The sequence below is a fragment of the Polaribacter cellanae genome (assembly GCF_017569185.1).
GTDB lineage: Bacteria > Bacteroidota > Bacteroidia > Flavobacteriales > Flavobacteriaceae > Polaribacter > Polaribacter cellanae.
In genome coordinates this window covers 1,795,313-1,817,938 of record NZ_CP071869.1, presented here as the reverse complement: position 1 = coordinate 1,817,938, position 22,626 = coordinate 1,795,313, and the positions used below count along the sequence as shown (strand labels likewise).

General features: G+C 31.2%; 19 protein-coding genes. 1 reads left to right on the top strand and 18 read right to left on the bottom strand.

All coding sequences use genetic code 11. The features are described from left to right. Nucleotides 1-636: 636 nt before the first annotated feature. The 11 genes from J3359_RS18305 to J3359_RS08040 all read right to left on the bottom strand — a co-directional run bounded on the left by J3359_RS18305 (nucleotide 637) and on the right by J3359_RS08040 (nucleotide 13,876). Nucleotides 637-954 (bottom strand): hypothetical protein, encoded by a 318-nt coding sequence (locus J3359_RS18305; protein ID WP_243766005.1) that lies wholly within the window; start codon nucleotides 952-954, stop codon nucleotides 637-639. Nucleotides 955-958: 4 nt separating this feature from the next. Beyond that, a complete protein-coding gene (locus J3359_RS08085; protein ID WP_208080190.1) occupies nucleotides 959-1,357 on the bottom strand; it encodes a hypothetical protein in 399 nt (132 codons plus the stop codon). 262 nt (nucleotides 1,358-1,619) lie between these two features. After that, nucleotides 1,620-1,910: a hypothetical protein gene (locus J3359_RS08080; RefSeq protein WP_208080189.1), complete on the bottom strand. Its 291-nt coding sequence runs from the start codon at nucleotides 1,908-1,910 to the stop codon at nucleotides 1,620-1,622. Nucleotides 1,911-3,474: 1,564 nt separating this feature from the next. Beyond that, nucleotides 3,475-4,497 (bottom strand): hypothetical protein, encoded by a 1,023-nt coding sequence (locus J3359_RS08075; RefSeq protein WP_208080188.1) that lies wholly within the window; start codon nucleotides 4,495-4,497, stop codon nucleotides 3,475-3,477. A gap of 580 nt (nucleotides 4,498-5,077) precedes the next feature. After that, nucleotides 5,078-5,833, bottom strand: coding sequence for a CPCC family cysteine-rich protein (locus tag J3359_RS08070; RefSeq protein WP_208080187.1), 756 nt, complete (start codon nucleotides 5,831-5,833; stop codon nucleotides 5,078-5,080). Between the two features lie 1,243 nt (nucleotides 5,834-7,076). Next, nucleotides 7,077-8,324, bottom strand: a complete 1,248-nt coding sequence (locus tag J3359_RS08065; RefSeq protein WP_496559661.1) for a transposase — start codon at nucleotides 8,322-8,324, stop codon at nucleotides 7,077-7,079. A gap of 884 nt (nucleotides 8,325-9,208) precedes the next feature. Beyond that, entirely contained in the window at nucleotides 9,209-9,937 is a 729-nt protein-coding gene (locus J3359_RS08060; RefSeq protein ID WP_208080186.1) for a hypothetical protein, read from the bottom strand. A 46-nt stretch (nucleotides 9,938-9,983) separates the two neighbouring features. Further along, entirely contained in the window at nucleotides 9,984-11,342 is a 1,359-nt protein-coding gene (locus tag J3359_RS08055; protein WP_208080185.1) for an IS110 family RNA-guided transposase, read from the bottom strand. Nucleotides 11,343-11,766: 424 nt separating this feature from the next. Next, the gene (locus J3359_RS08050; RefSeq protein ID WP_208080184.1) at nucleotides 11,767-11,967 is read right to left on the bottom strand and encodes a hypothetical protein; all 201 of its coding nucleotides are present in this window, start codon (nucleotides 11,965-11,967) and stop codon (nucleotides 11,767-11,769) included. A 9-nt stretch (nucleotides 11,968-11,976) separates the two neighbouring features. Next, entirely contained in the window at nucleotides 11,977-12,471 is a 495-nt protein-coding gene (locus J3359_RS08045; RefSeq protein WP_208080183.1) for a hypothetical protein, read from the bottom strand. Between the two features lie 610 nt (nucleotides 12,472-13,081). After that, nucleotides 13,082-13,876: a hypothetical protein gene (locus J3359_RS08040; protein WP_208080182.1), complete on the bottom strand. Its 795-nt coding sequence runs from the start codon at nucleotides 13,874-13,876 to the stop codon at nucleotides 13,082-13,084. An 804-nt stretch (nucleotides 13,877-14,680) separates the two neighbouring features. On the opposite strand from J3359_RS08040, the gene J3359_RS08035 reads away from it, so the two are divergent. Further along, the gene (locus tag J3359_RS08035; RefSeq protein WP_367890392.1) at nucleotides 14,681-16,018 is read left to right on the top strand and encodes a transposase; all 1,338 of its coding nucleotides are present in this window, start codon (nucleotides 14,681-14,683) and stop codon (nucleotides 16,016-16,018) included. Nucleotides 16,019-16,199: 181 nt separating this feature from the next. Here J3359_RS08035 and J3359_RS08030 read toward each other — a convergent pair whose 3' ends face one another. The 7 genes from J3359_RS08030 to J3359_RS08000 form a co-directional block, all read right to left on the bottom strand. After that, nucleotides 16,200-16,649 (bottom strand): 6-pyruvoyl trahydropterin synthase family protein, encoded by a 450-nt coding sequence (locus tag J3359_RS08030; RefSeq protein ID WP_208080181.1) that lies wholly within the window; start codon nucleotides 16,647-16,649, stop codon nucleotides 16,200-16,202. A 111-nt stretch (nucleotides 16,650-16,760) separates the two neighbouring features. Further along, nucleotides 16,761-18,260 carry a GH3 auxin-responsive promoter family protein gene (locus J3359_RS08025; RefSeq protein WP_208080180.1) on the bottom strand — a complete coding sequence of 500 codons (1,500 nt, stop codon included), beginning with the start codon at nucleotides 18,258-18,260 and terminating at the stop codon, nucleotides 16,761-16,763. Then, the gene (locus J3359_RS08020) at nucleotides 18,260-19,126 is read right to left on the bottom strand and encodes a M23 family metallopeptidase (RefSeq protein WP_208080179.1); all 867 of its coding nucleotides are present in this window, start codon (nucleotides 19,124-19,126) and stop codon (nucleotides 18,260-18,262) included. Before J3359_RS08020 ends, J3359_RS08025 begins: the two co-directional genes overlap by 1 nt. 79 nt (nucleotides 19,127-19,205) lie before the next feature. Further along, nucleotides 19,206-19,787 (bottom strand): nicotinate (nicotinamide) nucleotide adenylyltransferase, encoded by a 582-nt coding sequence (nadD, locus tag J3359_RS08015; protein WP_208080178.1) that lies wholly within the window; start codon nucleotides 19,785-19,787, stop codon nucleotides 19,206-19,208. A 188-nt stretch (nucleotides 19,788-19,975) separates the two neighbouring features. Beyond that, entirely contained in the window at nucleotides 19,976-20,575 is a 600-nt protein-coding gene (gmk, locus tag J3359_RS08010) for a guanylate kinase (RefSeq protein WP_208080177.1), read from the bottom strand. A 70-nt stretch (nucleotides 20,576-20,645) separates the two neighbouring features. Beyond that, on the bottom strand, nucleotides 20,646-21,500 hold the full coding sequence (locus J3359_RS08005; RefSeq protein ID WP_208080441.1) for a YicC family protein: 855 nt from the start codon (nucleotides 21,498-21,500) through the stop codon (nucleotides 20,646-20,648). A 231-nt stretch (nucleotides 21,501-21,731) separates the two neighbouring features. Beyond that, a complete protein-coding gene (locus J3359_RS08000; RefSeq protein WP_208080176.1) occupies nucleotides 21,732-22,619 on the bottom strand; it encodes a DMT family transporter in 888 nt (295 codons plus the stop codon). Nucleotides 22,620-22,626: the final 7 nt, after the last annotated feature.

The window sequence follows — 22,626 nt, the reverse complement described above, 5'->3', positions numbered from 1 at the left end:
TAAATGTGCTGTTTGAGCGTTGGCGTTTTTAGTTCAAATGTTCAATTTTAGCACGATTTTCGCATTATGCACAACGTGTTTGTATAAGAATAGTTGCGGTTTTGTGCGCGAGGAATTTCAGCATGAAATTCAGAAGTGTGCAAAATTGCAACGACCTTTGGTTAAGCTAAAATAGCAATTATTTTTATGCGTTGTTAGCAAATGTTGTTTTTTTCATTCTCCTTAGTTCATTAATTAAATCCTAAAACTCAGCTTTTGAGTAAGAATTCCGCAATTTATATTTTTCATTTTCTGCTCAATTTCTCAAACTTTCTAAATTTCACGATTGATTGGAAATTCCGCAATTTTGGTTTTTAGAGTTTAAGAAAATTCTCACGTTTTATAATTCCACATTTGAGTATATTCCCACGCAAAATCTTACGAGCGAGAGAGTGCTCAGCATTTTGAAATTCCTTTTTTGTGATAAAACCGATTAGTTTTAATTCACTATTTTTCAGCGTTTGAGTGAGAACAATATTTGCTAACGTGTTTGTGTATGGAAAGTTGCGTTGATTTAGCAATAAAGTTACTAAATAAAACACAAACCAAGAAAATCCGCGAGGATTTTCGTAAGTTGGCTTTTACCAGCAATTTTTTTTACACGGTGTTGTGCAACGTATTTTTTAATATTTTCTTTTTATTTCTCAATAACATTATTCCCGAAATTAGTCCAATTCCTGCGATTCCAAACATAAATAATTTTTGTCGCTTAACATTGTTTTCAATATCGTTAATTTCTTTCGTTTTTTCTCTAATTTCTCTTTCAGATAATTTATTAGAATCTATTTCCAAAAATGTCCTTTCGTGATTAACTTGATATTTTTCGGTAATCATTGTTCCTAAAATTCCGATTCCAGATAAAGGAATCATTAAAAATAAAATTCCGACAATAATGTAAAATAAAATTGGTTTCAAAATCTTAAATATTATGAATTCTACCTTTTAGTTTGTTTCTATTGAACGAGTTCACTCTTGTTCGGTCTTGTTTTTGTATAATTCCATATGCAATTATAGGAACAAGTAAAAATCCACCAATAATATATATTATGTAATGATTCCGACTTCCATTAAATATTGGATTTACGAATAAGAACATCAAAGGAGTTCCAATTAACAAAATTAATCCAGCTCCAATTTTAGCAACTTTTGATTCTTTCGTGAATAATTGGTCAACGTGAAATTTTGTTATTGTTCCGCAATTTTTACAATTCAGAGTTTTATTTTCTCCATCTTGCATTGCAAATTCAACTCTTGTATTCGCACTTGTTGAATATCCAATTTCATTTTTACAATTTTTACATTTTCCGTAAATTTTCATTCGTTTTCTGCGGTTCGTTTTATATGTTGCACAACGGTTTTGTATAAGAATAGTTGCGATTTTGTGCGCGAGGAATTTCAGCATGAAATTCAGAAGTGTGCAAAATTGCAACTGCTTTTGGTTTAGCTAAAATAGCAATTATTTTTATGCGTTGTTAGCAAATGTTGTTTTTTTCATTCTCCTTTATTCATTAATTAAATCCCAAAATTCAGCTTTTGAGTAAGAATTCCGCAATTTATATTTTTTATTTTCTGCTCAATTTCTAAAACTTGCTCAATTTCACGATTCCTTGAAAATTCTGCAATTTTGGTTTTTCGAGTTTAAGAAAATTCTCACGTTTTATAATTCCACATTTGAGTAAATTCTCACGCAAAATCTTACGAGCGAGCGAGTGCTCAGCATTTTGAAATTCCTTTTTTGTGATAAAACCGATTAGTTTTAATTCACTATTTTTCAGCGTTTGAGTGAGAACAATATTTGCTAACGTTTTTGTATAAGAATAGTTGCGATTTTGTGCGTGAGGAATTTCAGCATGAAATTCAGAAGTGTGCAAAATTGCAACTACCTTTGGTTAAGCTAAAAGTAGCAATTATTTTTATGCGTTGTTAGCAAATGTTGTTTTTTTCATTCTCCTTAGTTTATTAATTAAATCCTAAAACTCAGCTTTTGAGTAAGAATTCCGTAATTTATATTTTTCATTTTCTGCTCAATTTCTCAAACTTGCTCAATTTCACGATTGATTGGAAATTCCGCAATTTTGGTTTTTCGAGTTTGAGAAAATTCTCACGTTTTATAATTCCACATTTGAGTAAATTCCCACGCAAAATCTTACGAGCGAGCGAGTGCTCAGCATTTTGAAATTCCTTTTTTGCAATAAAACTGATTAGTTTTAATTCACTATTTTTCAGCGTTTGAGTGAGAACAATATTTGCTAACGTTTTTGTATAAGAATAGTTGCGGTTTTGTGCGCGAGGAATTTCAGCATGAAATTCAGAAGTGTGCAAAATTGCAACTACTTTCGGTTTGGCTAAAATTAGCAATTATTTTTATACTTTGTTAGCTTTAGTGCTTTTTTGTCCGTTTATTTTTTAGTCAATATTATATTTCGGTCGGCTTTTTAATTCCGCATTTTATTTTTTATTCAGCTCGACTTTTATTCCGTAAACTTGCTCAAATTCCGCAATATTTTTAGTTCAGATTTTGAGTGGACAATTCCGCAACTTGCTAAATTCCGATTGAGTGAAATTCCGCTTTTCAATTCAGTTTTCGATTCCGCAAACGAGCTAAAAAGTCAGACGCAATTCAATTCAGAGTTTGAGTAATTATTCAGCTCAATATTCCGCATTTTATTTTTAAATTCTGCTTTAAATGACTTTTGATTTAAACCTGAAATTTTCGGTTTTGCAATGTCCCGAGCATTAAAGCTAACGTGTTTGTATAAGAATAGTTGCGGTTTTGCGCGCGAGGAATTTCAGCATGAAATTCAGAAGTGTGCAAAATTGCAACTACCTTTGGTTAAGCTAAAATTAGCAATTATTTTTATACTTTGTTAGCTTTAGTGCTTTTTTGTCCGTTTATTTTTTGGTCAATATTATATTTCGGTCGGCTTTTTAATTCCGCATTTTATTTTTTATTCAGCTCTACTTTCATTCCGCAAACTTGCTCAAATTCCGCTATATTTTTAATTCAGATTTCGAGTGAGCAATTCCGCAACTTGCTAAATTCTGATTGAGTGAAATTCCGCTTTTCAATTCAGTTTTCGATTCCGCAAACGAGCTAAAAAGTCAGACGCAATTCAATTCAGAGTTTGAGTGATTATTCAGCTCAATATTCCACATTTTATTTTTAAATTCCGCTTTAAATGACTTTTGATTTAAACCTGAAATTTTCGGTTTTGCAATGTCCTGAGCATTAAAGCTAACGTTCAGTATAAGAAACGTAGGGCAGGTGATAAGCACTTTCGTTTCGGTTTATAACTTAGCTAAATATAAATATTTTGCTTTTATCTTTTCTGCTATAAATGCCAAATTTTATATTTAGCGGACTTTGTTAATATTCACAGAACTTTCGATTCAGCACAAACGCCCTATGTTTTTTATACATTGTTACCAGCTTTTTTATTTTCGGATTATTATTTCTAGTTCTTTTTTATCAGTCGAAAAACAAATTAAATCATTATCAAAACCAAAATGAATTGGAGTCACGTTCTCAATTATTTTTTCATTAACGAGTTTTCCGTTTTCATTAATTTCAGAATAATATTTTTTTGATTCCTCATAAACCTTTTTATATCCAACAATTTTCGGCTTATTCCAAGTAACAGAATGCACAAAGTCAGAATCTATGAGTTTTGAGATTTTGTCTGAATCAACATTCTCTTTTAAATTCTCGGTTCCAAATAACTCAAATTGATATTTTTTTGAATATTCCTGAGATGCCGTCCAGAAATAACTAAATATTTTATTCTCTATTTCTACTAATCTACAATCAGCATATTCGTGTAATTTTTTTAAAGGAATGTTTAATTCTTGTAATTGAATATTTTCTCCTTTTGAGTTTGTTTTAATTAGAGTACATTTTTCGGATATAATACTAATGAATAAATTTTCCTCAGAAACAATAAGGTCAAATTTGTGTTTCGTGCTATTATGAACAAGTATTGATTTGTTTAGCTGTGGTAATTGCTTTAAATCAGAGGTTGTTGCTAAATTTATAAATGTTCGTCTTTCTTTAAATTTCTTTTTATTTTGTTTTAGTCCAATCCAATACCTTACATTGTTATCACAATAACTTTTTATACTCGTAAAATCTGATTGTGGCCAAGTTTTTATATGTTGAAAAACAATCTTATTTTTTGATAAAATATTTTTTTTGAAATAAACTTCATACCACAAAGTATTGAATCCTTGATATTTGTTTTTTTCATTTTTAAACGTTTCAGTTGTAGCAATCGAAATCAACACTTTATTTTCATCTATATGAAAATTGGCATTCCAAATGTCAACATTACCAAAACTAAACTCGGTAATTATTTTTAATGTTCTATCTAAAACACTTAAGGTATAATTCTCAGAATATCCACTAATTATCAAATAGTGATTATTAAATTGTTCTATGTGAGAAATTAAATCAGGGGTCATTTTGTGTAATTGCTGGTAACGTGTTTGTATAAGAATAGTTGCGATTTTGTGCGCGAGGAATTTCAGCATGAAATTCAGAAGTGCGCAAAATTGCAACGACCTTTGGTTGAGCTAAAATTAGCAATTATTTTTATGCGTTGTTAGCAAATGTTGTTTTTTTTATTCTCCTTAGTTCATTAATTAAATCCTAAAATTCAGCTTTTGAGTAAGAATTCCGTAATTTATATTTTTCATTTTCTGCTCAATTTCTCAAACTTTCTAAATTTCACGATTCCTTGGAAATTCCGCAATTTTGTTTTTTCGAGTTTGAGAAAATTCTCACGTTTTATAATTCCACATTTGAGTAAATTCCCACGCAAAATCTTACGAGCGAGAGAGTGCTCAGCATTTTGAAATTCCTTTTTTGTGATAAAATATATTAATTTTAATTCACTATTTTTCAGCGTTTGAGTGAGAACAATATTTGCTAACGTGTTTGTATAAGATTAGTTGCGTGTTTTAAGTACTAAAATTAGCAAATAAATCACGTATAGAAAGTCCGCGAGGACTTTCGTAAGTAGGCTATTACCAGCAATTAATTTTATACGGTGTTAGGCAACGTTATTTTCCATTTCCAATCAGTTCCTTTTTCAATCAGATACTCATTGTCAATTATTTCAAATATTCTGCCTTTTTCAAATTCGTTTTGTTCCGCTTTTAATTCCATCAGGTCAGTTCGTTTTGGGTCATAAAGTCCATAAATCAGATAGTTGTATCTACCTATAACTAAACTAATTCCGTAATTCGGTCCGCCCATTATTTTTTCAGAATGCTGATTGTCTTGTCCATCATCTTCCCACCAGCAAACTTTACAAATATCATAATTACCACGTTCTTCAATTGTTCTGTAACCACAACAAGGACACGATTCGAGTTTAATCGGTTCGCCTATTATCCTGTCAAGATTAAGTTTTTCGCATAAGAATTCGTTTGTTACAGATTCCAGTCGATATCTTAACCAAATCATTAAAACTGCATCATACTTTTCCAATTCAGGGTTTTTAATTTCTTTCCCAGACTCAAATTCATTCCGAACAGGTTTTGGTAAAGAATTCCAACCTATGGAATCGCTCCAATCTTCTAAAGTCATAACTTCTAACTGTTCCGCTCTTTCTTTTTCTGAAAGTTCGGTCAATTTGATTGTTGAATATTTTTCTATTGCTTGTTGCCTTTCCAATGGGTTTGTTCTAATGTTGCCTAACGTGTTTGTATAAGAATAGTTGCGGTTTTGTACGCGAGGAATTTCAGCATGAAATTCAGAAGTGTGCAAAATTGCAACTACCTTTGGTTTAGCCAAAATAGCAATTATTTTTATACTTTGTTGGCAACCGTTTTTCCTTTGTCGCTTTGCTTTTTCACGTCAGCTTTAATTCAGTCGTTTTTATTCTTTAAACGACCAATTTAGTCAATTCTGCTTAATTCTTTTTACGGTTTTCCACATTCCGATTCTGCTTTTTCCTTTTCAGATTCATTTTCGTAGATAAACACAAACTTTTCGGATTATTACTTAAAAATCAAAAAAAAAAATTCGATTCTTTTTCCGCTGATTTTTTCCGTCCGAGTAAAATTCGGCGCAATAGTTTTCGGTTCAGTTTTTTATTCCGCAATAATTTTCACGTTTCTTATGCGTTTCACTTGTCAGAAATCGGCTTAAAACTCAAAAATTTTCGGTTCAGCTTTTAGTCGGCAAAAAATCCGTTTTCATTCGGTTTTGTATTCAGTTCAGTTTGTCAATTCCGCAATTCAATTCCGCCCACAATATTTTTTTCGGTTCTATTTGGCTGGATTTTTCAAATGTTTACGGATTTTTCTTAAATGGTTGCCAACGGGTTTGTATAAGATTAGTTGCGATTTTGTGCGCGAGGAATTTCAGCATGAAATTCAGAAGTGTGCAAAATTGCAACGACCTTTGGTTAAGCTAAAATAGCAATTATTTTTATGCGTTGTTAGCAAATGTTGTTTTTTTCATTCCCCTTAGTTCATTAATTAAATCCTAAAACTCAGCTTTTGAGTAAGAATTCCGCAATTTATATTTTTCATTTTCTGCTCAATTTCTCAAGCTTTCTAAATTTCACGATTCTTTGAAAATTCCGCAATTTTGTTTTTTCGAGTTTGAGAAAATTCTCACGTTTTATAATTCCACATTTGAGTAAATTCCCACGCAAAATTTTACGAGCGAGCGAGTGCTCAGCATTTTGAAATTCCTTTTTTGTGATAAAATCTATTAATTTTAATTCACTATTTTTCAGCGTTTGAGTGAGAACAATATTTGCTAACGTGTTTGTATAAGAATAGTTGCGGTTTTGTGCGCGAGGAATTTCAGCATGAAATTCAGAAGTGTGCAAAATTGCAACTACCTTTAATTTAGCTAGGCACATTCAGAAAATAGGTTATTTTTAAAAATGCAGCTAAAATTGCGGGCAGAATTATTTAAATTCTACCCTCAATTTTTGTTTTAAAGCTGTTTTAAGTGTTCAGTTTCTTAAAAACTTCCCAACAAGACATACCTCTCCCATAAAACTATATTCAATGCTTCAAATTTAGACTACTTGTTGTGCTGTTTTAGCTATTTTTCTTCGGCCAATTTCAAGAGCATTCCCTGTGTGTATTCCAAAGAATATCCATAGAATTTCATTCTTTTTAGTTTTGGCTTTTATTTTTCGTAAGTGATAATATTCTTTATCCTTTCCAAAAGAACCTTCTAATCTTGTAGCTCTTTCTTTTGCGATAATAGCTCTAAGTTGCTTTTTTTCTTTATGATTTTTCGGCTTTTTTCCCTTGGGGATAAAGTCTGTTTCTATGTTCTTAGAACTACAGTGTTTTCTATTTTTATTGGTGGCATAAATTTTATCTGCTCCAGCTATTTTTACTTTTTTTCGAGTTAATCCTTGTGCTTTTTGGACTGTTTGAATAAAACGATTTCCTTCATGAAATGCATTAAAGTTAATATGTTCGATAAAGCTAATTCCATCAATTTGAACTTTGTTAACTTTTGCTCCAAATTCAACAGGTTTTACTTCCTTTCCTCGAACAATAGGACGAATATAATCCTTTTGAATGCTTACAATTCTATCTTTGATTTTTTCTCCTGTATCAAAATGATCTTTTTGTTGTTTGTAAATCCTTTGAATTGTATTTATTCGCTTATAATACAAAGCTATAAACTCAATATTGTGATTTTCTGACAACTCTTTTTCAAAGTTGATAAATTTACTTAACAGATTGAGTAAACCTCGGGTTAATGAAATACGTTTCGACTTGGTTTTTCTTCGCATTTTACTAAATCCTTGATAACGTTTTTTCCACTTGATATATTTACTTCTAATCATTTTAACCCCTAATATAGAGCAGGTTTTACGTAATTGATTGTACAACCAATGAACCGACTCCCAAAGTAATTTTTGGATGCTAGGGTAACGAACTTCACTTTCATAACAAGTAGCATCCATTACAATTTGATTGGGGTTTTCAATTTCGTTTTTCCAAGAGTTGAATAGAATTTTTTCTATGGAATTAATATCGAGTTTCTCTGCTAATTCACAACGTATTTGGCTCACTATTTTATAGTTTGTTAAGCGTTCAAAACCTAGTTCTATATCACAGAAAAATTGATAGTCTAAATTCGAGTTTAGTTGCTCAATCAATTTTCTATCTGAACAATTAGCATAATGTTTTAAAAACATTAAACCTAGTCTTCCTTTAGGACTAAAAAGATAGTTTCTCCCTTTTGATTGTTCAGAAATACCAAAAGAGCTAACTAAATCATTCCAAGGAATTGCAGAGTAGATTTTACCTAAATCTCCCTCTAAAAATCGCGCATAATGAGCATCATAATTCTCGCTGAGGGGAAAAAATTGAAATGCGGTGTTGCATTTCAGAAATTCTTCGTACTTTCATAATTGTCGAAATTAAAACCCCGTTTTTTGCCTATATTGGCCATTTTCGGGGTTTATTATAGCTACAAAATACAACAAATCCCTCGTAAAAACAAGGGATTCGTTGTTTTATGAAAGTGCCTAGCTAAAAATAGCAATTATTTTTATACTTTGTTGGCAACCGTTTTTCCTTTGTCGCTCTGCTTTTTCACGTCAGCTTTAATTCAGCCGTTTTTATTCTTTAAACGACCAATTTAGTCAATTCTGCTTAATTCTTTTTACGGTTTTCCACATTCCGATTCTGCTTTTTCCTTTTCAGATTCATTTTCGTAGATAAACACAGCTTTTCGGATTATTACTTAAAAATCAAAAAAAAAATCGATTCTTTTTCCGTCCGAGTAAAATTCGGTGAAATAGTTTTCGGTTCAGTTTTTTATCCCGCAATAATTTTCACGTTTCTTATGCGTTTCGCTTGTCAGAAATCGGCTTAAAACTCAAAAATTTTCGGTTCAGCTTTTAGTCGGCAAAAAATCCGTTTTCATTCGGTTTTGTATTCAGTTCAGTTTGTCAATTCCGTAATTCAATTCCGCCCACAATATTTTTTTCGGTTCTATTTGGCTGGATTTTTCAAATGTTTACGGATTTTTCTTAAATGGTTGCCAACGTGTTTGTATATGGTTTGTTGCGTGTTTTAAGCACCTAATTTAGCAAATACAAACCGAATAGAAAATCCGCGAGGATTTTCGTAAGTAGGCTAGAACTAGCAATAAATTATATACGGTGTTGGCAGTAGTTTTTTAAAATCCATTGCAGTCTATTTCAAAATCCAATTCAGTTAATTCATTTTCGTCAGTTTGATATGAAACAACTGGTGCGTAGTGAAAAATCGGACTATTTGAATTATAATTTTCGATATACCAGAATTTAATATTAATTTCAGAATTTGGTCGAGTTTTTCTTTCAAACGACTTAAAATTATCATAGGTAAATTCAGTGCCAAAGTCAAAATTGTCATTATATTCTATTCCAGTAATTAAAGGTGGTGTGTGATTATTTAAAACAGTGAGGTTAAATTTTAATTTAATTGGAATAAAAGCATTTAAATTTAGAATATTATTTTCTCCCTCAACTAAATTCGAAGTATTATAATCTCTATAAAATTCTCCAGAATTTGAAACAAATTCATAATAATAGGTGTTGTTTTCAGTTTCATTAAAAGCTAATCGATAATTTTCATCACTTCGTAAATTGTAGTCAAAATCTAATTGGTAGTTTCCATCAATATCTGAATAAGTTGTTGCAATTTCTTTTGTACAATAATTGGGTCCTATTCCTCCACCAGGACACGACCAATATTTAATTAGTTTTATTTCAAAATTATTCACATCTAAATTTCGATGATAGTCTTTAACAGTTCCAGAGATTGATGTCGGTGTTCCGGGTAATTCTTCTCTAACGTCATCTTTCTCACAAGAAAAAAATAACACTAACGATAGTGTGATAATTAATAACTTAATTCTTTTCATAACATTTTTTCAAATTCTGACTAACGTAAAATTAAATTCTTGTTTTTCAAGGGGTTGTGTTTAGCTCTAAATCGTCATTTGTTATTCCAAATTTAGTGATTTGTTTCTTCATTCTTTTAACGATACCTAATTTTCTTTTTTGGTCAAGGTAGAGATAGCCTTCTGGGTTTTGGTATGGAATTCCTTTTGTGACCATATTCCAAATGATGACTGCTAATTTTCTTGCTGTTGCAGTGATGGCCGAGACACGGCCTTTTCTGAAGTTGATTCTATGGAAAAAATCCCGCAGGGGTGTGCTGTCTTTTAAATTACCAATGGAGTTTGCTGCATTTCGCAGAGCAATTTTGAGTCTGTTGCTTCCTTTCCCTATTTTGCTGGATAGCACTTTTCCACCACTTACTTTGTTGTTGGGCGCCAGCCTAAGCCAAGATGTAAATTGTTTTGCGGAATTAAACTTTTTGATTCCATCAAAACCTACTTCACTCATGATGGTAAGGACGGTATTGTAACTCATACCTTCTATGGCTAAAAGGTCTACACCTTTGAACATTTGGTAGGATTTTAAATTGATGTCTATGTCTTTAGGGGTGTTTTTGTTAATGCGTTTATACGGTTTCTTATCGATATAATGTTCTTGTTTTTCAGGGTCTTTACCTATTATTTCGTCGAGTTTTGCGGCAATCTGGTCGTCACATTCTCTTATTTTCTTTTGCACGAAATCGTAGGTGTCTAGCTCATCTTTTAGTGCATAAAGGAAGTCTTTTCTTCCGTTGGAGTGCAATGCTTTGGCAATTTCTTCTTCGCTTTTCTTGCAGTTGTAATGACGTAAACTTGCTAGTTTTTCTGGATCGGTTTCGCCTAGAGCAATGGCACGAATAATTTTAAGTCCTGTAAGTCCCACCACATCTTTGACCACTACATCGAGGCGAATATTCATAAGTCTAAGGTATTTCTGCATCTTCTTTGTTGCCGAGGCAGCTTGTTTTATCAGATTGTATCGGTGTCTTGTGTATGTTCTGAGTATTTCGGTGTCTTCATCGGGTAAAAAACTACCCGAGAGCAGTCCTAAACTGTGTAGTTTTTGGATCCATTGACAGTCTTTGACATCTGTTTTCTTTCCTTTGATGTTTTTGGTAAATTTACCATTGCACAGGGTTACCTCAAATCCTCTTGAGAGCAGTACGGCATGTAAATTTTGCCAGTAGTTTCCGGTACTCTCCATAGCAACATGCTTAATGTTGTGAGAGGTCAACCAATCGGCGAGTTGGTATAGATTTTCATTGTAGACGCCAAACTCTTTGATTAAGTCATCGCTCTGACCAACTGCCACCCAATGACTTCTACTACCAATATCAATGCCTGCTGCATTTTTATTGACTACATCTAAGCTAATTTGTTCTTTCATACTTAAAGATTTTAAAAAGCTCTAAGGAAATGTGCTTTAGGCAAAGAGATTATTCTGAACGGGATTCCCGATAGCTATCGGGATCGCCAATGTACTGATGGCAAACATTTCAACCAGGATTGCGCACGTGCTTACACGCAGTAGCAACACTTTGAAAAACGGCCTTGCAAAGAGCTCAAATTAATTATTTAGAAAGATACGATTTTTACGTTAGCCAACGTAATGAGGAAAGAAGCTTTCTATGGGGGATTGTGGCCAACGGTTTTGTATATGGTTTGTTGCGTGTTTCAAGCAACTAATTTAGTAAATAATTTCCGACCAAGAAAGTCCGCGAGGACTTTCGTAAGTAGGCAAGAAGCCAGCAATAAATTATATACGGTGTTGCCATTTCGTTGTTTTTTCAGTTTCCAACTTATTCCATTTTTTAAATTCCATTGTAATCACAGGGAAAATCTTGAAAATTATCTTCAAATATTTGTTCTTGCTCATTCCATCTTGGAATATTAACTTGTTTAGTGCAAATATCTTCTTCAATGCAACTGTTAAAACATAAAATTATTACAACCAAAAGATTTGATGTTAAGATAAACTTTCCAAATGTTTTGTTTTTTAACCTAAAGTCCATATTTTTATTTTATAAATAGATATTTAAAACAGCAGAGAATCTCATAATTGGATCGTTTCGACTTATACTTGAGTGCCAAGAAGTAGAAATTCCAGCTTCTAAAAAATTTAAATCATAAAGAAAATCAATTGAAATCTCTGAATCAACAATTCCTAAATAAAACTTATTTTCATTTGTAGATACTGATACCAAAAATAAACTATTTTGATTCATTTCATCTTGGTAAATTAAGGTTAAATCTACTTTTGAACTATTGAAAAAAGGAATATATAAACCTGCTCTAATTATAAATTTATTTCTAACCAAAATGTCATAAAAACCGCTTATTCTAATTTGTTGACTTTCAGTTTTAGATATGAATTTATTTCTTTCTAATACAGGACTTAAAGAAAGACTTACAGGATTTATTTCATTGTATGAATTAAAATCATAATAATCTACTCCCAAAAATAAACGTGAGTTTATCTTTCTATGATAAGAGATGTTAGCAAATATTGTTCTCACTCAAACGCTGAAAAATAGTGAATTAAAACTAATCGGTTTTATCACAAAAAAGGAATTTCAAAATGCTGAGCACTCGCTCGCTCGTAAGATTTTGCATGGGAATTTACTCAAATGTGGAATTATAAAACGTGAGAATTTTCTTAAACTCAAAAAAAAATTCGATTCTTTTTCCGCTGATTTTTTCCGTCCGAGTAAAATTCGGCGCAATAGTTTTCGGTTCAGTTTTTTATTCCGCAATAATTTTCACGTTTCTTATGCGTTTCGCTTGTCAGAAATCGGCTTAAAACTCAAAAATTTTCGGTTCAGCTTTTAGTCGGCAAAAAATCCGTTTTCATTCGGTTTTGTATTCAGTTCAGTTTGTCAATTCCGCAATTCAATTCCGCCCACAATATTTTTTTCGGTTCTATTTGGCTGGATTTTTCAAATGTTTACGGATTTTTCTTAAATGGTTGCCAACGTTGTTGTGTAGGAAAAGTTGCGGGTTTAAGCACTAAAGTTAGTAAATAAAACACAAACCAAGAAAAACCGCGAGGTTTTTCGCAAGTAGGCAAGAAGCTAGCAATTTTTTTTACACGGTGTTGGGCTTTCGTTTTTAATTTTCAGTTTTCAATTATTCGTTTTTCCCTTTTTTTTCATAAATAGAACTTAATTCGTATTCACCATTTTTTTTGATATAAAAACCTGCTTCTCTTTCCTTTTCAAATTCGTCATTTGATTTAAACTTACCATTTCTCCAATTTTCAATAATTTTTTCTGTAGAAACAATAATTTCAGGAGATGAAATCATTTGAGAAGGAATTTTATTCCAGGGTAGACTATAAGTTGCTTGTTCAAATTTTATTGAAACAGAATCTCCATATATTTCCTTAAATAATTCAGAAAATTTTTTATTTTTAATTGGTAATGGATAATTATTGAAAGGATTATACATTAGTGGATTTAAAAATTTAGATCCAGCAACTTTTCCTTTTTTTAAAGGAGCAATATATATTCCTGTTCCGCAACCAAAACCTCCAAAAGGAATAGAGTCTTTTGCTCCATTTTTAAATACTGAATAGCTAATTCTAATTCTTGAATTAGGCTTTCCCCAAGTTACATAATAAAATTTTTCATTTGTGGTGTTTTTTAAACCTAAATATATAGAATCTAAATTTTCGAAATCTTTTTTATTATATAACCATTCAACATTTCTGTTTTCATTATTAGGAACATTATTCCAAGCATTTCCCCAAAATTCTATCCAAGGATATTCTTCATCTTTTTCAAAAAATGATTGAACTATAAATAAATCTAAAGAAGCAGGTTGTTCATACAGGCTGTTCTTCCAATTCAAATATTTCCAACCAAAAATTCCAATTAGAATAAATAAAATTAAAAAAAATGTAATTACTATCTTCTTTTTCATTTTTTAGAGTTCGAGTGAGAAATGAAGCCCAACGTGTTTGTATAAGAATAGTTGCGATTTTGTGCGCGAGGAATTTCAGCATGAAATTCAGAAGTGTGCAAAATTGCAACGACCTTTGGTTAAGCTAAAATTAGCAATTATTTTTATACTTTGTTGCCAAATGTAGTTTTTTTCATTGTTAATTTGAGTTTTTGTCAATTCCTCATTTTTTATTTTTCAAGTTTGAGTAAGAATCCCGCTAATTTTCTAAATTCAGTTTCCGAAATTTTGGGATTGAGTGATAATTCCACCATTTAGTTTTCAATTCCGAAACTTCGAAAGAGTAGTTTTTCACATTTTATAAACTCAACATTTTGCTAAAATTCCGATTATCGAGAGAGTGTTTCACAATTTTTAAATTCCTTTTTTAGCTTTAAAAACTCAATTTTCAATTCAGGTTTTGAGTGAGTGAGCTATATTTGGCAACGTGTTTGTATAAGAATAGTTGCGATTTTGTGCGCGAGGAATTTCAGCATGAAATTCAGAAGTGTGCAAAATTGCAACTACCTTTGGTTAGGCTAAAATTAGCAATTATTTTTATACTTTGTTAGCTTTAGTGCTTTTTTGTCCGTTTATTTTTTGGTCAATATTATGTTTCAGTCGGCTTTTTAATTCCGCATTTTGTGGGCGCTTTCATAAAACAACGCATCCCTTGTTTTTACGAGGGATTTGTTGTATTTTGTAGCTATAATAAACCCCGAAAATGGCCAATATAGGCAAAAAACGGGGTTTTAATTTCGATAATTATGAAAGTACGAAGAATTTCTGAAATGCAACACCGCATTTCAATTTTTTCCCCTCAGCGAGAATTATGATGCTCATTATGCGCGATTTTTAGAGGGAGATTTAGGTAAAATCTACTCTGCAATTCCTTGGAATGATTTAGTTAGCTCTTTTGGTATTTCTGAACAATCAAAAGGGAGAAACTATCTTTTTAGTCCTAAAGGAAGACTAGGTTTAATGTTTTTAAAACATTATGCTAATTGTTCAGATAGAAAATTGATTGAGCAACTAAACTCGAATTTAGACTATCAATTTTTCTGTGATATAGAACTAGGTTTTGAACGTTTAACAAACTATAAAATAGTGAGCCAAATACGTTGTGAATTAGCAGAGAAACTCGATATTAATTCCATAGAAAAAATTCTATTCAACTCTTGGAAAAACGAAATTGAAAACCCCAATCAAATTGTAATGGATGCTACTTGTTATGAAAGTGAAGTTCGTTACCCTAGCATCCAAAAATTACTTTGGGAGTCGGTTCATTGGTTGTACAATCAATTACGTAAAACCTGCTCTATATTAGGGGTTAAAATGATTAGAAGTAAATATATCAAGTGGAAAAAACGTTATCAAGGATTTAGTAAAATGCGAAGAAAAACCAAGTCGAAACGTATTTCATTAACCCGAGGTTTACTCAATCTGTTAAGTAAATTTATCAACTTTGAAAAAGAGTTGTCAGAAAATCACAATATTGAGTTTATAGCTTTGTATTATAAGCGAATAAATACAATTCAAAGGATTTACAAACAACAAAAAGATCATTTTGATACAGGAGAAAAAATCAAAGATAGAATTGTAAGCATTCAAAAGGATTATATTCGTCCTATTGTTCGAGGAAAGGAAGTAAAACCTGTTGAATTTGGAGCAAAAGTTAACAAAGTTCAAATTGATGGAATTAGCTTTATCGAACATATTAACTTTAATGCATTTCATGAAGGAAATCGTTTTATTCAAACAGTCCAAAAAGCACAAGGATTAACTCGAAAAAAAGTAAAAATAGCTGGAGCAGATAAAATTTATGCCACCAATAAAAATAGAAAACACTGTAGTTCTAAGAACATAGAAACAGACTTTATCCCCAAGGGAAAAAAGCCGAAAAATCATAAAGAAAAAAAGCAACTTAGAGCTATTATCGCAAAAGAAAGAGCTACAAGATTAGAAGGTTCTTTTGGAAAGGATAAAGAATATTATCACTTACGAAAAATAAAAGCCAAAACTAAAAAGAATGAAATTCTATGGATATTCTTTGGAATACACACAGGGAATGCTCTTGAAATTGGCCGAAGAAAAATAGCTAAAACAGCACAACAAGTAGCCTAAATTTGAAGCATTGAATATAGTTTTATGGGAGAGGTATGTCTTGTTGGGAAATTTTTAAGAAACTGAACCCTTAAAACAGCTTTAAAACAAAAATTGAGGGTAGAATTTAAATAATTATGCCCGCAATTTTAGCTGCATTTTTAAAAATAACCTATTTTCTGAATGTGCCAAAATAATCTTTTTAATTCTCAGAAGCATACCATTCTGCAAAACTGGTATCTGTTTCTTGTAGTTTTATAGAATGAAGTTTGATGTTTTTTGGCAATCTTTTTTTAATTTTTTTAGCAAAATCAATTACCATCATTTCACTCGTTGGCTGGTAATCTACCAATAAAACATCATGTCCTCTGTCCATTAATTCTTTGGCTAATTCTACATGAGGTGTATTTTTATTAAAAACAGTAGCATGGTCGAAAATATCTACAATTTCTTCGTTTACAATTTTTTTTAAATCTCCAAAATCGATAACCATCCCAAATTTTACGTTTGTAGTATCTTTAATTGGTTTTCCTGAAACAGTTACAGAAAGTTTATAAGAATGTCCGTGAACATTTTTACATTTTCCATCATAACCATATAAAGCATGACCTGTTTCAAAATTAAATTGCTTTGTAATTCTAATTGTACTCATTAACGTCTGTTTCTAAATTTATTAAAATAGTATATAATAACTAAAGCTATCGCGATTATTAAAAATAAATGATTTCCTCCCATTTTACGTGTATTTATTATGGTTATGTAATTATTTCTCCACTAAAAAATTATCTAAAACATCAGCAATTTTTCTGTTGTCCGACAATTGCGGAATTTTGTTTTGTCCGCCAAATTTACCAATAGATTTCATATATTCGTGAAAACCACCTTTTTTTACTTTTCTAATAACAAGTTTACGTAATATTTTTCCTTCAATTAAATCGAAGTAATAAATATTTTGTGCCTGCATAGAAGCATCTACTTTTTCGGCAAATTGGTCTAAATTTTCTGGTTCATTTTCAAACTCTATAAACCATTCGTGGTAAGGCAAACCACTTGTAGGATTTACTTGTGGCGCCACTGTAAACTCACTAATATTTATATTGGTTCCTTTTATGGAATCATTCAAGGCTTTCTCTACTTCTTTACCAATAACGTGTTCGCCAAAGGCAGAAATAAAGTGTTTTATTCTTCCTGTTACTTTAATTCTATAAGGTTTTGTTGAAGTAAATTCTACAGTATCGCCAATATTGTAACCCCAAAGACCTGCAGTTGTATTTAAAATAATCACGTAATTCACGCCTATTTTTACATCTTTTATAGAAATTCTTGTAGGATTTTCATCAAAAAACTCGGTTGCAGGAATAAATTCATAAAAAATTCCTGAATCTAATTGCAACAACATTCCTTTTTCGGTTTGCGAATCTTGGTAGGCAATAAAACCTTCGGAAGCTGGGTATAACTCTATATAATCGATTTTTTTACCAATTAAACTTTCGAACTTGTTTTTATAAGGTTCAAAATTTACACCTCCGTAAATAAAGAAATTAAAATTTGGGAACAATTCAGAGACCTTTTTACCCGTTTTTTCAATCAGTTTTTCGAAATACATCTGTACCCAAGATGGTATTCCACTGATAACAGTCATGTCTTCATTTACAGTTTCCTCTACAATAGCATTTACTTTGGTGTCCCAATCTTCAATACAATTGGTTTCCCAACTTGGCAAACGATTTTTTAATAAATATTGTGGTACATAATGTGCCACAATTCCACTTAAACGCCCTAATTTAACACCATTTTTATCTTCTAAAACTGGGCTTCCTTGTAGAAAAATCATTTTTCCATTCACAAAACTGGCGTCGTTTTTTTCAACAATATAAAATAACAGTGCATTTCTGGCTGCTTTTATATGTGTTGGCATCGATTCTTTGGTAATAGGAATGTATTTTGCGCCAGAAGTTGTACCAGAAGTTTTTGCATAATAGAGTGGTTTTCCTTTCCAAAGTACATTTTCTTCGCCAGCAACCATTCTATCTACATAAGGTCTTAAACCTTCGTAATCTGTAACTTTTACGTGTTTTTTAAAATCTTCGTATGTGGTAATTTCATTAAATTTATGATCCTTTCCAAAAGCAGTTTTACTTCCTTCCGCAATTAAATTTTTAAAAACTTTTTCTTGTGTTTCAAATGGTTTTTTAGCCCATTTTTGCACTTTTTTGGTGGCGAATTTGGCAAACGGAATTGCAAAAAAAGATTTGATACTCATTATTTAAAATCGATAAAATTAGTAGGATTTACAGCATAACCACCACTCCAAAGTTCGAAATGCAAATGTGGACCCGTAGTTAATTCTCCAGTAGAACCAACAGTAGCAATAACTTCGCCCGATTTTACAAAATCGCCTTGTTGTTTTAGTAAATTTCCATTGTGTTTGTAAACGGAAATATAATCGTTGCTATGTTTTAGAATAATTACGTAGCCAGTTTCTGTATTCCAGCCAGAAAAAATAACGGTTCCATCTGCAACTGCTTTTATTGGTGTTCCTGTTGTAGCAACAATATCTACTGCAAAATGCTTGGTATTTGAATCGAAATTTTGAGAAATTGAACCCGATAATGGGGCGAAAAAAACAATATTATTCTTATTTCTTGAATTATTTAAGATAGAAAAACGTGTTGCTCGATCTATTTTTTCTCTAAATAAAGAATCTTCTTTAGTAGCATTTAATTTACTTTCGTCAACAATAATAGGAGTATTTTTCGAAATAATAGAATCGATGCTTTCTGGTTTTATTTCTCCTGTTAAAACAGGTTTTAAAGCTTTTGTATAGTTTTCTAAAGTGGTTAATTTGGCTTTTAAAGAATCTGTTTCGAAAGTTAATTTTACAGCAGTTGCTTTTAATTTAGAAGAAGAATAGCCTGGAATGTACTCTTTAATGGGTGTAAATGCAATTAAAACTGTGGTTAAGATAATTAATAAAATTGAGAAAACACCTCCTAAAACAAACACATTTAAACGTGATAGTTTTAAGGAAAAACGCTCTTCGAACGTGTTTTCGTTTAAAACGACTAATCTGTATTTATCAGTTAGTTTTTGTTTTAGTTTTCCCTTTTTTTTATCCTTTTTAGCCACAAATTAAAATTTGAATAGTACAAATATACAGAAACACTTACAGAGCGTATATTTTAGTAACGGAATAAAAATAATTAAATTATTTTTTGTAGAAATTCATTTCGTCTATATAATCCCAAACTTCTTTGGTTAACATAGGTTGTACATTTTTACTTTCTTTAATTCCATTTCGTATCATTGTTGAAGAAATCTCTACAATTGGAGCCTCTACTTTATGAATTTTTGGGTGCTTATCGAATCGAGTTGCTACTTTTCCTTCAGAAATTCTTGGATAAACATATATATGATGATGCTCTAAAATGGTTTCATAATTTTTCCATTTATGAAAACTCTTCAAATTATCTTCACCCATAATTAAACAAAATTCTTTATCAGGGTATTTTTCAGTAATATTTGCTAAGGTAAAAACGGTATAATTGGGTTGAGGTAATTTAAACTCGATATCCGAAGGTTTAATTTTCGGATAATTTTCTGTGGCTCTATAAACCAACTCAAACCTGTGATGATTTTCCAGTAAAGAACTTTTCTTCTTAAATGGGTTGTGAGGAGTAACCACCATCCAAATCTCATCTAAGTCTGAATTTTCTACCATTTGATTGGCAATAATTAAATGCCCCACATGAATGGGGTTAAAAGTGCCAAAATATAAGCCGATTTTCATTGTAAACGGTTTGAAGTTGGAAGCTGGGAGCTTGAAGTATTCAGTCAATATTTAACTTGCTACTTCCCACTTCCTACTTCCCACATTTTTTAAATTTTCTCTATACTTTTCTAATAATCAATTTACCTTCCTGCTTCTCTACTTCGTGCTTTCCACCTTCATACTCCCAACTTCATACTCCCAACTTCCTACTTCAAACTTCCAACTTCCTCTTCATTCAAAAAATCACTCACTAAATCTTCTGCTTCCTTTAAAGCGATATCTAAATCGTAATTTTTAATAATTTTATCGAATTGAGGTGCAGTTGCTAATTCTACTGAAGCTTTTGCGATTCGCATATTTATTTTTTCTTCGCTTTCTGTTTTGCGTTTTTTTAAACGAATTTTAAGTTCATCTACACTTGGTGGTTTCACAAAAACCGACAATGTTTTTTCTGGATATTTCTTCTTAATTCTTAAACCTCCAACCACATCAATATCAAAAATAACATGTTTTTTTTGCGCCCAAATACGTTCGACTTCACTTTTTAAAGTTCCATAGAAATTGTCTCTGTAAACTTCTTCCCATTCTAAAAATTCATTGGCTTTAATTTTATCTTTAAAATCTCTTAGAGAGATAAAATAATAATCTTCGCCATCTTTTTCGAAACCTCTTGGTGATCTTGAAGTTGCAGAAATAGAAAAGGCTAAATTAAATTTTTCTTGTGCCAATAAATGGCGAACAATCGTAGTTTTTCCAGAGCCTGATGGTGCAGAAAACACGAATAATTTTCCTTTAAAATCTTTCATTTTGATAAAATATAATTTTCACTCTAAAGACAGAAAGGAATGTCTGGTTGAGCGCAGTCGAAACCTAAATTTATAGTACGTTTAAAATCTGTTCTTTAATCTGTTCCAACTCATTTTTCATTTGAATAACCGCTTTTTGCATTGGCGCAAAATTGGCTTTAGAACCAGTTGTGTTAATTTCACGTCCCATTTCTTGAACGATAAAACCTAATTTTTTTCCATTAGAATCGTCGGAAGCCAAGGTTTGTAAGAAATAATCTAAATGATTTGCCAAACGAACTTTCTCTTCATTAATGTCTAATTTCTCTAAATAATAGATTAATTCTTGCTCGAAACGATTCTCGTCTGTGTCTACTTTTAAATCGTCAATTGCCTTTTTTAAACGCGTTTTTACATTCTCTACTCTGTCTCCATCCAACGCTTTTACTTCCTCTAAATAGGTTTTAATATTTGCAATTCTTTCCTTAAAATCAATCTCTAAAGAAGATGCTTCATCAATTCTATATTGCACAATTTCTTTAATTGCAATATCTATATGTTCGTTAATGATATTCCACTCATTTTCATCTAATTCTTCACGTTCCGTTTTTAAAGCATCTGGCATTCTTACTGCCATTTTTAGCAATTCAACATCGTTTGAACTTCCAGTTTGCACCACATTTCTTAATTGTTGCATGTATTGTTGCACAACACCATTATTTAAAACAGTTGAAGTTTCATCTGCAGTCATTTCAACGAAAATAGAAAAATCTACCTTTCCTCGAACCAAAGCCTTTGCTAATTTCTTACGAACATTTAGCTCTTGTTCTTTGTAATAAGAAGGAATTCGAACGTTTAAATCGAGGTTTTTACTGTTTAAAGATTTAATTTCTATGGTTACTTTTTTGGTTGGTAATTGTAAAACTGCTTTTCCATAACCAGTCATAGATTGAATCATAAATTCGTCGTTTTTAATAAGTTGCAAATATAGTTTTAATAATGTTTTTTTGAGCTATTATTGAAGTAAAATACAAGACAAACTCGTTAAGTTTTATTGCCACAAATTCACGAATTTTGTTTCTTTCCTAAAAAATAATCAGTATATTTTAAAAAATAATTCGTGAATTCGTGGCATTATTTTATTAAAATTAATTCGTGTTTTTAGCGAAATTCGTGTTTATTTTTTCACCTGCTTTGTTACCAAATAAACACCAAAAAAGATTAATAAAGTAGCACCTATTTTTACCAAATTTAAAGAATCGCTACCTACAATTAAGGCATAAATAGAAGCAATTACAGGTTGTAAATAAATAAAAACACTTACAGTTGTTGGTTTTAATTTCGATAAACCATATAAGTTGAATAAGTAAGTGATACACGTTGTAAAAACAACCACAAAACCAATATTCCAATACATATTAGTAGGAATTGCCTCCCAAACAATTTCCGAAAACTCCCAATAACCAACAGGAATTATAAAAATAAGTCCGAATAAATAGAGCCATTTTACAAAAACAAGCGGATGGTATTTTTTAATTAAATTTTTCGCCAAAACTAAATACAAACCATAGGAGGAAGCATTAACAAAAACCAAGAAATTACCAAGATTGTTATTGGTTGCAGTTCCTTTTGAAGAACTTCCATAGGTAATTAGTAAAATAGTACCAATTAAACCGATAAATACACCAATTATTCGTTGTTTTCCAATCGCTTTTCGAATAAGAATACTCGAAAAAACAAGCACCATAATTGGCGAAGTTACCATCATTACAGAAGCACTTATGGGCGTTGTTAGGCTTAGACCTTTAAAGAAAGACAACATATTTAAACCAACTCCAAAAAAGGAAGCTAAAAGAATTTTTTTATAATCTTCTTTTTCTATTTTTTGAGATTTTACAAACAAACCTAAAACCCAAAAAATGGCAGTAGCACCTAAGACCCTAATAAAAATAAAGCCATAAGGTTTTATGTACATGGGCATAACATCTTTTGCAATGGTGTAATTTACCCCATAGATTATTGTAGCAATGGTAACTGCAATTAATGCTAAAACTCTTTTATTCATAATAATT

Bases quoted from the DNA above. Each gene is read 5' to 3' on its own strand.
- J3359_RS08085 (WP_208080190.1), bottom strand. From the start codon at position 1,357: ATGAAAATTTACGGAAAATGTAAAAATTGTAAAAATGAAATTGGATAT.
- J3359_RS08075 (WP_208080188.1), bottom strand. From the start codon at position 4,497: ATGACCCCTGATTTAATTTCTCACATAGAACAATTTAATAATCACTAT.
- J3359_RS08060 (WP_208080186.1), bottom strand. From the start codon at position 9,937: ATGAAAAGAATTAAGTTATTAATTATCACACTATCGTTAGTGTTATTT.
- J3359_RS08055 (WP_208080185.1), bottom strand. From the start codon at position 11,342: ATGAAAGAACAAATTAGCTTAGATGTAGTCAATAAAAATGCAGCAGGC.
- J3359_RS08050 (WP_208080184.1), bottom strand. From the start codon at position 11,967: ATGGACTTTAGGTTAAAAAACAAAACATTTGGAAAGTTTATCTTAACA.
- J3359_RS08040 (WP_208080182.1), bottom strand. From the start codon at position 13,876: ATGAAAAAGAAGATAGTAATTACATTTTTTTTAATTTTATTTATTCTA.
- J3359_RS08030 (WP_208080181.1), bottom strand. From the start codon at position 16,649: ATGAGTACAATTAGAATTACAAAGCAATTTAATTTTGAAACAGGTCAT.
- J3359_RS08025 (WP_208080180.1), bottom strand. From the start codon at position 18,260: ATGAGTATCAAATCTTTTTTTGCAATTCCGTTTGCCAAATTCGCCACC.
- nadD (WP_208080178.1), bottom strand. From the start codon at position 19,787: ATGAAAATCGGCTTATATTTTGGCACTTTTAACCCCATTCATGTGGGG.
- gmk (WP_208080177.1), bottom strand. From the start codon at position 20,575: ATGAAAGATTTTAAAGGAAAATTATTCGTGTTTTCTGCACCATCAGGC.
- J3359_RS08005 (WP_208080441.1), bottom strand. From the start codon at position 21,500: ATGACTGGTTATGGAAAAGCAGTTTTACAATTACCAACCAAAAAAGTA.
- J3359_RS08000 (WP_208080176.1), bottom strand. From the start codon at position 22,619: ATGAATAAAAGAGTTTTAGCATTAATTGCAGTTACCATTGCTACAATA.